This window comes from Bradyrhizobium sp. USDA 3256, from assembly GCF_054058275.1.
Map to the genome: position 1 here is coordinate 6,377,752 of NZ_JBSSAE010000002.1, position 12,838 is coordinate 6,390,589.

The window sequence follows — 12,838 nt, forward strand, 5'->3', positions numbered from 1 at the left end:
CGGGGAAAAGGCCTATCCAAACCAGGTCAAAGGAGTGTGGGGAAAGATGGTAGCGGGGGAGGGACTCGAACCCCCGACCCCAGGATTATGATTCCCGTGCTCTAACCAGCTGAGCTACCCCGCCATGGGCTCGCCATCGGCGGCTGGTGAGCCGCGGGTGCGAACGCGCGGCATATAAAGAGTGGCATACGCGCCTGTCAAGCAAACCCGGACGGGGCAGCAACTTATTGCAGGCAGAGGCTATTTCGGCCTCACCGATGGGTCGCCGCCGGGGCTGCCGGGCGGTGGAATCACCGGCGTGTTGCCGCCTTGCGGGGTCGGCGCACGCATTTCGGGATCGACCCCGGCCGGCGGGCACAACACCCCGTCGGATTTGGCGAGCTTGTCGCCCAGCGGCTGGCTGCTCTGCCCGGTGGTGGTTCCCTCGGGAGCCGGCGCGCCGGGATGCGACGGCTGCTGCTGCGGCGCGCAATTCGCGGCGGCGCGCTGCGGCGCCGGCGGCGCGGTCTGTGCCGGCGGCGTGGCGGGCGTCGGCGGCGCCTGCGCCGCGGCAACAGCGGGTGCCAGCATCAGCACACAGGATAAAGCGAGTGTTCGGTTGATCCTCATGACGGGAAAACCGTGACGACGCGCCGATGTTCCCTCGCAAAATCGCCGCAACCTCACGATTTGCGGAAGCGGATCAGCGAGAAATGCCCCATCGGCGGCATCGGCCGGCGCTCCGCAAGGCTGACCCCGCCATGCTTCGCCGCCCAATTGGTCAGCCGCTCCCACGGAAACTCCGGACGCCAGCCGAGCCGCCGCGCCAGCGGTGCGAAAGCGAGCTCGAAGACGCGGCGCGGGCCGCTCTCGGCGCCGATGTGATTGACCAGGATCAGCTCGCCCCCGGGCTTCAGCACGCGGATGAAATCGTCGAGCGTCGCCTCGGGATCCGGCACCGCGGTGATGACATATTGCGCAACCACCGCGTCGAAGAACGCATCCGGAAACGCGAGATTCTTGGCGTCCATCACCGCCAGCGCCTCGACATTGCTGAGGCCCTGCGTGCGCACGCGCTTGAGCGCCCGCCGCAGCATCGGCTCGGAAATATCGACGCCGCATAGTTTTGTGGTGCGCTTGTATTCCGACAGCGAGAGCCCGGTGCCGACACCGACGTCGAGCACGCGGCCGCCGATCCGGTCGGCTTCCGCGATCGTCGATTGACGGCCCTGGTCGAACACCTTGCCGAACACCAGATCGTAGATCGGTGCCCAGCGGCCATACGCCTTTTCGACCCCTTCGCGGTCGATGTCCCCAGCCATTCCCCTGCCCCGACGTTTCTTCTGCCTATCCGCGAACCGCTTCCGCAAGCGGCGCCAACGCGTCCCGCGTCGCGGCCCGTGTTGCGCGGCTTGCGCTTGCACTTCTGATGAAGCCGCCGCCGAGCACACGCGCCTGCCCGGAGGGCGCGTCGTAGAACACGCAGGCCTGGCCGGGCGACACGCCCTCCTCGCCGGCGACGAGCTCGACCTCATAGCCGCCATCGACGGCGCGCAACCACGCTGGCTGCGGCGCGCGCGTCGAACGCACGCGGACATAGATCTCGATGCCCTCGCCGATCACGCGATCCAGCGCGCCGTCGCCGATCCAGTTGACGTCGCGCAGCGCGATGCGATCCATCCACAGCGCCTCGCGCGGCCCGACCACGACACGGCGCGTCGCCGCATCGAGCTTGACCACATAGAGCGGGCTGCCGGAGGCAATGCCGAGCCCCTTGCGCTGGCCGACGGTGAAATGAACGATGCCCTGGTGCTGGCCGATCACATGACCGTCGAGATCGACGATGTCGCCCGGCGCGATCGCATTCGGCTTCAGCCGTCCGATGATGTCGGTGTAGCGGCCGGTCGGCACGAAGCAGATGTCCTGGCTGTCCTGCTTGTCGGCGACCTCGAGATCGAAGCGCCGCGCCAGCTCGCGGGTCTGCGGCTTGGTCATGTCGCCGAGCGGGAAGCGCAGGAAGTCGAGCTGCTCGCGCGTGGTCGCGAACAGGAAATAGCTCTGGTCGCGATCGGCATCCGCGGCACAGACCAGCGAGCGCGATCCGTCGGCAAGCCGCCGCGAGGCGACATAGTGGCCGGTAGCGAGCGCCTGCGCGCCGAGCTCGCGCGCGGTCGCGAGCAGGTCGCGAAACTTGACCGAACGGTTGCACTCGATGCACGGCACCGGCGTCTCGCCGAGCGCGTAGCTGTCGGCGAAATTGTCGATCACCGATTGCTTGAAGCGGCTTTCGTAGTCGAGCACGTAATGCGGGATGCCGATCCGCTCGGCGACATTGCGCGCATCGTGGATGTCGCGGCCGGCGCAGCAGGCGCCCTTGCGATGGGTCGCGGCGCCGTGGTCGTAGAGCTGCAGCGTGATCCCGACCACGTCGTAACCCTGCGACTTCAACAGCGCAGCCGTCACCGACGAGTCGACGCCGCCGGACATGGCAACGACGATCCGTGTGTCTTCAGGGCGGCCTTCGAGATCCAGACTGTTGAGCATCTTTAAGCGGTCATTGGTCACTGTCGCGGCGAGCATATGCGCTCCGCGACGATATTGGAAAAAGCCTTTTGTCCAGAGAGCCTTAGAACACATCCAAGGCCGGTTCGGTCGGTTCGGACGGATCGGAGGCCACCTTTTAATATAGGCCGTATTCCGGTGAGGCAATCCGCCGGAAGCCGTGCCGTGCCGCGCGTGGACGGCAAATCTTGCCGCCGGGCAAAAAGGAGACCTGCCGGGAACCCGCTCCAGCCGGCCAAGATAGCCCGTAACCTTCTGAAATAACTCATTTTTTATTGCCATCCCCGGTTGGCCCACTCCTTGCTGACAAGACGCTGGAAGTCTCATTTGCGAGGGTTGGCAGTGGTCATCGTCACGTCGGAAGCATTGGCAGGCCGGTCTTTTCAGGGCGCGACGCAGCGGTCGTCGCGGCCCGATCCCGCTTCGCAGACGGGGAACGACGGCTTTGCCGCGCTGGTCGACAGCAACACTGCGTCCACAAACGACGGCAGCCGCTACGACTCCCAGCCGGCGCTCTCGCGGCGGTCCGACGATCCGCCCTCGACGACCGACGCACGCCCCCGCGACACCAGCACGGGCCCCGACCGGACGTCGCGGGATTCCGCCAGTTCGCGCAACGACAACAAGGTCGAGAGCGACGCGCCGTCCAAGACCAAGTCGAAATCGAAATCGGACGACTCGAAATCGAGCTCCGATGCGAAATCGACCAGTGACAAGCCGGACGCGACGCAGGCCGCTGCGCAGCAGGATCCGGGTGCGGCAACCGTGAATGCCGTGATTGCTCCTGTTGCCGCGACACCGGCGACTGCCCCGACCCCGGCGGCCACCGCGCCGTCGGACCAGCCGGCCGCACCGCTCGCGATCGCCGCAGCGGCCATCGCGGCAAGCTCGGCCAATGCCGGCACCGGCGCTGCTGGCGGCAGCGGCGCGCCTGCCGGCGCCGGCGCCGACACCGCAGCGGCGGCGGCCACCACAGCGAATGCCGACAAGGTCGCCAAGGCCGCCGGCGTCAAGACCGACGCACAGGTCATCACCACCAGCGATGCGGCAACGGCTTCGGGCGCAGCGACAACGACCGGCGATGCGACATTCGCCGCCACGGTTGCCGCCGGAACGCCCGCCACCAAGACGACGGCGCAGGCCAAGACACAGCTCACCGCGAAGGACGCGACGGCGACGATGCCGGCCGACCAGGACGGCGCCGCCGCGGGCAGCGTCAACACCGCGCAGGCTGCTCCGACCAACATCGTTCCCGCCGCCGCGCAGCCGGCCGCAGTTGCCGGCAAGGCGAAGGCCGCCGCCGACGGTGCCGCCGATGCCATCAAGGCCGATGCGGGCGGCGACGGCAATGCCGTGCCGACGCCGGCAGTCGGCGGCCACGCCGCCGCGCAGACCCAGCTCACAACCCCCGATCCCAGCGCGCAGGCGGCGAACGCACTGCAGCCGCAACCCGCGACCACCCAGACGACGCTGTCTGCGACCGCACAATTGACCGTGACCAACGCCGCGCAGAGCGCCGCCGTGCCGCTCAGCGGGCTCGCGATGCAGATCGCCGCCTCCGCCAAGAGCGGCAAGAGTCGCTTCGAGATCCGGCTCGACCCCGCCGAGCTCGGCCGCATCGATGTCCGCATCGATGTCGATCGCAACGGCCAGGTCACCTCGCATCTCACCGTCGAACGCCCGGAAACGCTGTCGATGCTGCGCCAGGACGCCAACCAGCTGCAACGCGCGCTCGACAATGCCGGCCTCTCGACCGGCAATGGCGGACTGCAGTTCAGCCTGCGCGACCAGTCGCAGTCGGGCCAGAACAACAATGGCCAGTCCAATCCGAACGCCCATCGTTTGATCGTTACTGAGGAGGACAGCGTTCCCGCCGCAGCGACGGGCCGCTCCTACGGCCGTGCAACCGGCGCCCTCGGCGGCGTCGATATCAGAGTGTAAGGAGTTCACCATGGCAGTCGATGCAACCATGCCGACGCCCGTCGTCTCGGCACCGGGCACCAGCAACGGAACGAACTCTGGAAGCAGCAGCGGCAGCGGCCTGACGACCTCCTCGCAGGGCATTGCCGACAATTTCCAGACCTTCCTGACGCTGCTGACCACGCAATTGCAGAACCAGAACCCGCTCGACCCGCTCGACACCAACCAGTTCACCCAGCAGCTGGTGCAGTTCGCGGGCGTCGAGCAGCAGCTGAAATCCAACGATCAGCTGAAGTCGCTGATCGAGATCGAGAAGAGCGCGCAGTCGACCCAGGCGCTGGTCTATGTCGGCAACACGGTCGCGGTCGACGGCAGCAAGACGCAGTTCGACAAATCCGCGACCTGGAATCTGGTGTCCCCGCAAGCCACCAGCGCCACCATCACGATCACGAGCGCGACCGGACAGACCGCCTATTCCGGCAATTTCAGCCTGAAGCAGGGCAACGCCAGCTTCGTCTGGGACGGCAAGGGCAATGACGGCACGCAATGGCCGGCCGGCACCTACACGCTGACCGCCACCGGCAAGGATTCCAAGGGAAATCCGATCGCCATCTCGACCGAGGTGCAGGGCGTCGTCGACTCCGTCGACCTGACCGCCTCCCCGCCGCTGCTCTCGATCGGCGGGCAGACCTACACCACCGACAAGATCAAGCGCGTGGTGCGCGGGGCGACTGGCTCGAGCTAAGCACATTGCCACGATCCGTAGCTGCGCGTTGAGCGGGCGACCCGCTCACCACACTGTATCGTCGTCCTGGCGAAAGCCAGGACCCATAACCACCGCATTTGATGATGAACGGGATCGTGGCCCCAGCGTCGCGCAACAATTGAGAGTTGGGGTAATGGGTCCTGGCTTTCGCCAGGACGACGCTGAGTGTGTGGCGCGGTTCTTGCGGGCCACACGATCGCATTCTCGCGACATGATTTGCCCGAGCTTTTGCTTCTCGTTTCGCCCTCCCTTGAAGGGGGCGCAGGGAAAGCCGGGTGCCGGTCGCGACGGTTCCATGCTATAGCCACATCACTTGGCTGCTTGCTGTGGGGCTCGACAATGCCGATCAATCGCTTGCTGAAGACGGGCGAATACACGCCGGAGCAAATCGAGCTCTTCAACAGGGCGTTCAGCCTGGCGCTGCATTCGATGGGTCTGGTTGATCGGAACGATCCGCTTTGCGAGATCGTGGCCCGCAAGGTCATCGAGATCGGCAAGACCGGGGACCTCGACGCGAAGGGCATCGCGGAAGCCGCTGTCGCCAGCATCGGTCTCTGACGGCCGACGCGGTCGATGGCCGCTGACGGAACGGCGCTTGCCCCCGCGGATCAGACGTTCCGGCTGAGCGCGGGCCGCCGCCGTTGCTGGCGGCCCGTCATCAGAGCGGCCTCACTCGACTTCCTGCACGACCGTACGGGTGTCGGGATCGACCAGCATCACGCGCTGGCCGGTATAGACATAGCGATACCTGGTGAGCGACGGGCCCCAATCGGCAGGCACCGCTTCAAGCTCGACCTCGCGCGGCACAGGCGAGCCGACGACGATCCTCTCCCGCGTCTCGACGGGACGGATCTTGTGTTCGGTCACATAGCTGTGGATTCGCGTGCGGTACTGCGGCTCGATCTGCACGGTGGCGGCATGTCCGGCACCGGTCGTGCCGACAATCGTGCTCTGGGCGAAAGCGCCCGTCGACGCCAATACGGCGGCAACAGAAATCAGAACCAGCTTTTTCATAACGTCCTCCTCACCGCTCCATGCGGCGTTTCGAGAACCGCGACAGAATGGCAATGTTCCTAACGGAGGATCCCGATCAATCGCGCCGCCGGCGCGCTCCTCGCGCCAAGGCGTTCATCCGGGAATGGTCGTCTTGTTCGGCTGGTCCAGTGTTGGCGCGTCCGGACTTTCGCTCTCCGCATTCAGCTCGACCTCGGCCGCGTGCCGGAATTCCTTGTCCCTGCCGTCGGGCTTTCCGGCCTTCTCCCAGAGCTGCCGCGCGTAGTCCCTGATCTGCTGTTCGGTGGCCATGTCATTCCTCGGGAATTCCGAGCTCCTTGCGAACCGTCACGGCCGAGTCACCGACCTTCTCGACGGCTTTACGCAGCTGTTCGCGCGACACACCGAGGGCATGTGTCCAGCATCTCACCTGAAGCAGATCGTGCATGTTGATCTTCGAACGATCGAACTGCTCTTTCCTGGTCAGGCGCTTGGTCACTGAACTTCTCGCGTCAGCGCTCGGCCTGAGCCTCGGCCGTTGCTGGCGATCCAATCTTCAGGACAGCCATTTGTTCCTTTCTTGGATGGATCGGTCGTCACCCTCGGAGGAACATTATCCGCGAGCGATACTTCAGTCGTGAGAGGCAGAGCGGGCGGCAGCACGAACAAGGGCGAGCCATGACAGGCATTGCAGACAGGATCGGCGGACGGATCAAGCAGCTCATCGCCGAGATCATCAACGATGGCAGACTTGCCGAGGAAGGCGCGCAGCAGATCAAGAGGGCCGAGAACACGCCGCCTGCGAAGCCGTTCGGCAATTTGGACAAGCTGACCTAGATGCCCAGATACTTCTTCCATCTCGCGGGCGACATCCCCGCACACGACGTCGTCGGTCACGACTGTGCCGACGACAAGGACGCCCAGGATCACGGCAGCTTCATCGCTCACCGGATCGGGACCGAAAAGCCGGAGATGGTTCGCGACGGCAATTTCATTTCGGTTCGCGATGCGGGCGATAGCGAACTCTTCCGCATCCCGCTGGCTTCGACGAGCGTCTGACAGGGAGCGGTCTTTCCCGGCTCGGCTCGCTTCCCGCAAACCGACGCTGCCGGCCGATGTCCGGCATTCCTTCGCCGGCCCGCCGCATGGTGCTCTCGAGGACGCGGCCAGGACAGGCCACGCCCCGCCGTTCATAGGAACAAACGACGACGAGCGTGGTTCGGACCTACACCAGGGTTTGAAACACCAATTGCACACATGAAACGCCGCAATCGCTTCAAGCAAACCACGACGCTCGCATACCGCCTGATTCAGCTGGAGGAAGCGGCCCGCGCAAGGGCCTCGCACCTGCCTCCCGGCACCGAGCGGGAACGACTTCTCAAGAAGGCCCGGGAGGCCGAGCGCGCCGTCCAGATCGAACAATGGCTCGCCACTCCCGGAGCAGAGCCGCCGCCGTAGCGCTTCGATTCACATAAGCTAGTCCAATTCACATAAGCTAATGCGCATTGCCGACCCGTGCGTCATTTGAAACGCATTGGTTTCACGGCCACGAGAGGCGCTCGACAGCGTCGAGAGCAGTGAGCCAGACTTGGCAAGAACACACCGAGCGGCTGGCCCCGGCCTGTCCGACGCCAGCCGCGCAACCGGTGCGGCCGGCACCCTGTTCGCGCCGCGTCAATAGAGGCGGACGAGGTCGGCCTCGAACGTGACCTGAAAATTCCTCCGACCGCTCCGATGCGACGCCCGACACGGCTGCCTCCCGCGCACCCGCGCCGTGCGATAACTCACCCTGCCTTGCAGCCGCGCCAGCAACCTGCCCAGCTCTTGCAAAGGACGCCTTGCCTGAGCGACACTCCTAATTCCTGATATTGCGAGCTCGATACTCCCGGCACGCGATGAGTTCATCGAATGAAAACAGCTCCGAGCGATCGACGACCAATCCATCATTCCCCGATCTTCTGGGTCGGCATAGCCTTGTGCCTGGCAGCGATCGCAATCTACCTCTGGTCCGACGACCTCTCCTGGTGGCCCGCGCCGAACCCGCGGTGATGAACCGGCTGGCGGGAGTTCGACCAGCTCATCGAGGTGGCTCTAAAGCATATTGCCGCTGTCAGCCTTGACCAAAATCCCTGCAACCCAAATCCCGTGGCTCAAATCGCTGCCGTAGCCGGGAAAACACGCTTTCTCGTCGAATTCATTTGAAATACAATTTAGGTTTGACGGCCAAAGCCGCGTGAAAGAGGATCATTTGGAATTTTTTTCACAACTGCCGATACTTACTTCCTTTGCGCTGACGTTGATGCTGACGCTGGTTCTTCCCAGCCTCATGGAGCGCATTCGGCTGCCTCGTCCGGTCGGATACATCCTCGCGGGCATTATCCTGGGCCCGAACATGCTTTCTATCCTCAATCCCGACGGAAAGATCGTCGGCTTCTTCGCTGAGCTCGGCAAGCTGTTGCTGATGTTCTTCGCCGGCTTTGAGGTCAACATCGCGCAGTTCAACAAGGCGCGTCATAAGGCGGCTACGTTCGGCCTTCTCACTTTCGCCTGCCCCTTTGCATTGGCAGTAACCCTTGCGGCGCTGCTGGGGTACTCGCCTAATGCAAGCGCGGTCATCGGCGCCATACTGGCCTCCCATACCCTGCTCGGACTGCCCATCGTCAAGCAAGAAGGCCTCCTGGGACAGGAAGCGACCGTCGTGGCAGTAGGCGCCACGCTATTCACCGACATGCTTTCCATTCTTGTCCTCGCGTTATGCGTGCCGATTCACGTCAGAGGCTTTGATCCCTTGGGAATGCTGATCCTCCTGGGATGGTTGGCCATTTACGTGCCCGGGATCGTCGTCGGATTGAGCTGGTTCGTTGAGCGCCTTCTGGCGGCCTTTGGGACAACCAGGGTCTCCAGCGCGCTGATCATGCTTCTTGTAATGGCGATTTCCGCCCAGATGGCGGAATGGATTGGCATGGAAGGAATCATCGGCGCCTTTCTTGCAGGCGTTGCCCTGAAGCGGGCGTTCGGAGAGGTCAAGGGCGACGATTCCCTGGAAATTATGAGTCAGGCCCTGTTCATTCCGGTGTTCTTCATTACGGCCGGTTTCCTTGTCGATTTCAAAGTGTTCTTTGCAACATTGCGCGATCAGCCGTTGCTTGTGGTCGGCGTGCTTGCGGCGCTATTTGGCGGCAAATGGCTTGCAGCCGAAACTACAGGATGGTTGTTCGGCTACCGCCGCGCGGAACGCAACTTGATGTTCGGTCTTACCGTGCCGCAGGTTGCGGCCACGCTCGCGGTCGCTCTGGTCGCCTATTCCACAAAAAATGCTGCGGGTCAGCGATTGATCGATCATCCCATGTTGAATGCTACGGTTGTTCTGGTGATCGTTTCGTCGATCGTCGGATTGATGCTCACAGCGCACGCCGCACGACAGCTAGATCACATGGACAGCAAGTCCAACCAGGCGAGCCCTGGTCGAAGCTAGTCGAGAGATTGCAAGGCGGCCGATACCTGATCCGGGATGAAGAGCCGGCTGACGCGGCATCCTGCACGTGCGCCGACCGGAGCACCGTGGCTCAGTGAGAACCCTTTCGCGCGAGCCGCACACCGCGCGGCGAATCGCCGAAGCGGGTTCGGAACAGACGGTTGAAATATGAAACATCCGAGAAACCGACCTCGAGCGCGATATCGGAAATTCGCCGACGGCCGGCATCAGGCTCGATGAGCAATTTGAGCGCCCGCTGCAGCCGCAATTCATTCAAGCGCTCGGTGAACGACGGTCCTGACGATGTCATCAGGCGCTGCAGATAGCGCGACGAGATGCCCTGGTCACGCGCAACCGTTTGAACGCTGAGTCCGGGCTCCTCAAAGTGTGCGGCGATGTAGTCGAGCACGGCACGGTGCCGCGCAGCGACGACGGCGCTCGCGCTGCTCTCGCCCAGCGCACCACACTCGCCGATCGCGAGCGCGATGAGATCGTGGATATGGGTCACGACCGTATCGCGAAGCTTCGGCGCGCTCAGCGCTTTCGTCTTAAGCACCGATTTCAGATATGAGATGAACAGTCGGAATGCTTCCGTCCGGTGCCAAATCGGCCGCATGACCAGGCCTTCGACGTCGGTCACGCGCTGCGCAAGTGCCTCGCGCGGCACGGCCAGGCCGAATTGCAACCCGTCGATATAGGTGACGCTGGCGGGCTCGGAATGCAGAATTGCAATTGCATCGCCGGCGCGAAAATCGGCGTCCCGGCCGCGCTGCGATAGCTGACCTCTGCCCGGAGAGCAGAAGATGATCCCGATGGAGTCATCGCCATCGGCAAGGTTCGCCTGCAAACGCTTGAACCGCATCGACGTGCCTTTCAGCGCCAGCATGCGCAAACCCTGAACCGCTCGCAGCGACGCATCGGCCTGGAATGAAACGTTCGATAGAGGCTCGATATCGGCGTGCACGATGCATCGGCCAAAGTGCTCGCGCCAGAGCGGGATACGAATGCGTTCCGGAAGCTCGCACGTCGAAAATCGATACGATGCGAAATTGGCTGCGTCCATCGGCATGGGGACCTCCAGCCTTCACAAAACATCAGAATGAAATGCTGCGGCACTCCACAGTCAGTATCCGCATTTTGCGATTCACGCACCGGCCTTCGCCCGATCCGTGCGCATGAGTCCAAGAAGCCACGTTACCGGTCTGCTAGTCTTGTTCGCCTGTGATTGATGCTGATGTGAACTGGTTCACTTGGTGGTCAGAATATTATGTATATAATGACATTATGAAAATCGCGGCAAATTTCCCTTTTAAGAAGAAGCAGTCGCGATCGCTCTATTTATAATTGCTGCCATCGGATCCGTTTCAAACATTCCTGGCAGAGTAAAGCGCAAATCAGTGTCATGCCCCTGTACGCGGTCTCCTGGCTAAGTCGCCACGCGCAGGTCATTCAGTAGAACGACTGATATCGATTTTGGTTGCGTCGGACTGCCTGCGGCACTTGTCGGTTATCGCCGCCGGTTGAAATGGTCGAAATCTGTCACGTGGGAAAGTCAACCTAGTGATCAAGAAGGCGTTCGATCATGTCCATCATATTCGACATGCTTTATCGTGAATACTGTCGCGCCCGCCTCGCCGAAATGCGAAAGCAGCATTTGTTGCCGGCCATCGGCGACGTCGCGCAGGCGGCGCCGTCAGAGGATAGCGATCCGCCCGGCCCCCGTGATTGCGGCTGGCCGGCGGAAGCGCCGCCGACCCTCGGGTAGCTGGAGCGCACAATCATACAGGTTGGCCGGAGGCTAGTCCGGCACGCGCACGCCTCGGAGCACCCGAGCGTCTCATGGACCTAGGTCCGGTGAGGCCGCGCGCGCCCGCCAGACAGATCGACAGATGCACGATCGAACCCGCAGCTCGAAGCGATTGCTCGGCGAGACCCCGCCGGAGTTCAGATCGACCGGCCGCGACCCGCGCATCGATGTCTGTCGCGGAATCGCGTTGTGGTGGATCTTTCTCGATCACATTCCAGACAACGTCGGAAGTTGGCTGACCCTGCGCAACTACGGCTTCTGCGATGCCGCCGAAATATTCATGTTCATCTCGGGCGTCACCTGCGCACTGGCCTACGGCAGGGCGCGTCAGCGCGACGGTTGGCGCGGCATGATCGGCCGTTCGCTGCGGCGGGGATGGGATATCTATGCCGCCTTTCTGTTGCTGACGCTCGCTTGCGCGATCGTCGTCTACCTCGCGGGCAGCGACCGTCTCGCCGACGACAGCAATACGCGGGTTCTGTTCGAACGTCCAGGCGCAGCGCTTGCGCACGCCGCGGTCCTGCAATTCCACCCTGTCAATACCGACGTGCTGCCGGTCTTTGTGATCTGTCACGTGTTGTTCGCACCGCTGCTGTGGCTGCTGCTGCGAGCGCCGAACCTGGCGCTTGGTCTTTCGCTGTCGCTTTACGCGCTGGTGCACGTCTTCGGCTGGAGCATTCCCGCCTGGCCCGACGGCGTCTGGTTCTTCAACCCGCTGGCCTGGCAGCTTCCGGTGGTGCTGGGCGCATGGTATGTCATCGAGGGAAGGACCATCCAGGGATGGGTGACGTCGCGCCCCGCGCTTGTTCTGTCGGCGCTTTATCTCGCGTTCGGCTTCGTCGTTGCGCTGGGCCACGGCATCAAGCCGCCGCTGCTGCCGCAGGCGCTGACGGATCTGCTGTTTCCGATGGACAAGTCGAACTTGAGCCCGTTGCGGCTGCTGCATTTTCTGGCACTTGCCATCGTGGTGTCATGGCTCGTTCCAGCGGGCTGGCAGGGACTGTCGACGCCGATGCTGCGCAGCGCGAGGCGTTGTGGCGAGAACTCGCTGCCGATCTATTGTCTCGGCGTCCTGCTGGCGCTCGCCAGCCAATGCGACCTGTTCGACATCTCGAACCGGCTCTCGATGCAGATCGGACTCAGTCTTGCCGGTGTCCTTGTGATGGCCGCGGCCGCGACGCTGCTGAACACGCTCGGCACCAAGCGCGCCCGGTCGCCGGATGTCGACACCGCCGCCGGACATGATCTTGTGCCGCGCGCCGCCGATCGCGGCATTTTCGACGGTCACGGCGCGCATATCCTCTAGCGCGCGCCATCGTGCGCGGGAGATGCGGAT

Annotated in this window: 17 protein-coding genes and 1 tRNA gene; 9 read left to right on the top strand and 9 right to left on the bottom strand. The window is 63.4% G+C overall.

The annotated features are described in order from the left end of the window. Positions 1 to 47: 47 nt before the first annotated feature. The 4 genes from ACVWY5_RS32065 to mnmA all read right to left on the bottom strand — a co-directional run bounded on the left by ACVWY5_RS32065 (position 48) and on the right by mnmA (position 2,523). Positions 48 to 124, bottom strand: a tRNA-Met gene (locus tag ACVWY5_RS32065). Positions 125 to 240: 116 nt separating this feature from the next. Continuing rightward, positions 241 to 609: a hypothetical protein gene (locus ACVWY5_RS32070; protein ID WP_028333442.1), complete on the bottom strand. Its 369-nt coding sequence runs from the start codon at positions 607 to 609 to the stop codon at positions 241 to 243. A 53-nt stretch (positions 610 to 662) separates the two neighbouring features. Then, the gene (locus ACVWY5_RS32075) at positions 663 to 1,301 is read right to left on the bottom strand and encodes a class I SAM-dependent methyltransferase (protein WP_028333443.1); all 639 of its coding nucleotides are present in this window, start codon (positions 1,299 to 1,301) and stop codon (positions 663 to 665) included. 25 nt (positions 1,302 to 1,326) lie between these two features. Beyond that, positions 1,327 to 2,523, bottom strand: a complete 1,197-nt coding sequence (mnmA, locus tag ACVWY5_RS32080) for a tRNA 2-thiouridine(34) synthase MnmA (RefSeq protein ID WP_028333444.1) — start codon at positions 2,521 to 2,523, stop codon at positions 1,327 to 1,329. 360 nt (positions 2,524 to 2,883) lie between these two features. Here mnmA and ACVWY5_RS32085 point away from each other — a divergent pair, with 360 nt between their 5' ends. The 3 genes from ACVWY5_RS32085 to ACVWY5_RS32095 all read left to right on the top strand — a co-directional run bounded on the left by ACVWY5_RS32085 (position 2,884) and on the right by ACVWY5_RS32095 (position 5,785). Further along, a complete protein-coding gene (locus tag ACVWY5_RS32085) occupies positions 2,884 to 4,482 on the top strand; it encodes a flagellar hook-length control protein FliK (protein ID WP_051376084.1) in 1,599 nt (532 codons plus the stop codon). Positions 4,483 to 4,492: 10 nt separating this feature from the next. Further along, a complete protein-coding gene (locus ACVWY5_RS32090; RefSeq protein ID WP_016844363.1) occupies positions 4,493 to 5,206 on the top strand; it encodes a flagellar hook assembly protein FlgD in 714 nt (237 codons plus the stop codon). A gap of 360 nt (positions 5,207 to 5,566) precedes the next feature. After that, a complete protein-coding gene (locus ACVWY5_RS32095; protein WP_050387531.1) occupies positions 5,567 to 5,785 on the top strand; it encodes a hypothetical protein in 219 nt (72 codons plus the stop codon). 111 nt (positions 5,786 to 5,896) lie between these two features. On the opposite strand, the gene ACVWY5_RS32100 is transcribed toward ACVWY5_RS32095, so the two are convergent. The 4 genes from ACVWY5_RS32100 to ACVWY5_RS32115 all read right to left on the bottom strand — a co-directional run bounded on the left by ACVWY5_RS32100 (position 5,897) and on the right by ACVWY5_RS32115 (position 6,719). Then, positions 5,897 to 6,094, bottom strand: a complete 198-nt coding sequence (locus ACVWY5_RS32100; protein WP_369525399.1) for a DUF1236 domain-containing protein — start codon at positions 6,092 to 6,094, stop codon at positions 5,897 to 5,899. Next, positions 6,012 to 6,206, bottom strand: a complete 195-nt coding sequence (locus ACVWY5_RS32105) for a 2Fe-2S iron-sulfur cluster-binding protein (protein WP_410712219.1) — start codon at positions 6,204 to 6,206, stop codon at positions 6,012 to 6,014. Before ACVWY5_RS32105 ends, ACVWY5_RS32100 begins: the two co-directional genes overlap by 83 nt. Positions 6,207 to 6,355: 149 nt before the next feature. Further along, on the bottom strand, positions 6,356 to 6,532 hold the full coding sequence (locus ACVWY5_RS32110) for a DUF2934 domain-containing protein (RefSeq protein WP_152977920.1): 177 nt from the start codon (positions 6,530 to 6,532) through the stop codon (positions 6,356 to 6,358). Between the two features lies 1 nt (position 6,533). Next, on the bottom strand, positions 6,534 to 6,719 hold the full coding sequence (locus ACVWY5_RS32115; protein WP_028333447.1) for a DUF3606 domain-containing protein: 186 nt from the start codon (positions 6,717 to 6,719) through the stop codon (positions 6,534 to 6,536). Positions 6,720 to 6,898: 179 nt separating this feature from the next. Between ACVWY5_RS32115 and ACVWY5_RS32120 the strand changes: the two genes are divergently transcribed. The 4 genes from ACVWY5_RS32120 (at position 6,899) to ACVWY5_RS32135 (ending at position 9,695) form a co-directional block, all read left to right on the top strand. Continuing rightward, a complete protein-coding gene (locus ACVWY5_RS32120) occupies positions 6,899 to 7,057 on the top strand; it encodes a hypothetical protein (RefSeq protein ID WP_321176949.1) in 159 nt (52 codons plus the stop codon). Beyond that, positions 7,058 to 7,279, top strand: coding sequence for a DUF6894 family protein (locus ACVWY5_RS32125; RefSeq protein ID WP_028333448.1), 222 nt, complete (start codon positions 7,058 to 7,060; stop codon positions 7,277 to 7,279). A gap of 198 nt (positions 7,280 to 7,477) precedes the next feature. Then, positions 7,478 to 7,678 (top strand): hypothetical protein, encoded by a 201-nt coding sequence (locus ACVWY5_RS32130; protein WP_028333449.1) that lies wholly within the window; start codon positions 7,478 to 7,480, stop codon positions 7,676 to 7,678. A gap of 790 nt (positions 7,679 to 8,468) precedes the next feature. Beyond that, on the top strand, positions 8,469 to 9,695 hold the full coding sequence (locus tag ACVWY5_RS32135; RefSeq protein WP_321176948.1) for a cation:proton antiporter: 1,227 nt from the start codon (positions 8,469 to 8,471) through the stop codon (positions 9,693 to 9,695). Positions 9,696 to 9,786: 91 nt separating this feature from the next. On the opposite strand, the gene ACVWY5_RS32140 is transcribed toward ACVWY5_RS32135, so the two are convergent. Next, a complete protein-coding gene (locus ACVWY5_RS32140) occupies positions 9,787 to 10,764 on the bottom strand; it encodes a helix-turn-helix transcriptional regulator (RefSeq protein WP_028333450.1) in 978 nt (325 codons plus the stop codon). Between the two features lie 513 nt (positions 10,765 to 11,277). On the opposite strand from ACVWY5_RS32140, the gene ACVWY5_RS32145 reads away from it, so the two are divergent. Then, positions 11,278 to 11,460, top strand: a complete 183-nt coding sequence (locus tag ACVWY5_RS32145) for a hypothetical protein (RefSeq protein ID WP_038377339.1) — start codon at positions 11,278 to 11,280, stop codon at positions 11,458 to 11,460. A gap of 124 nt (positions 11,461 to 11,584) precedes the next feature. Then, positions 11,585 to 12,808 carry an OpgC domain-containing protein gene (locus ACVWY5_RS32150; RefSeq protein ID WP_028333451.1) on the top strand — a complete coding sequence of 408 codons (1,224 nt, stop codon included), beginning with the start codon at positions 11,585 to 11,587 and terminating at the stop codon, positions 12,806 to 12,808. Positions 12,809 to 12,838: the final 30 nt, after the last annotated feature.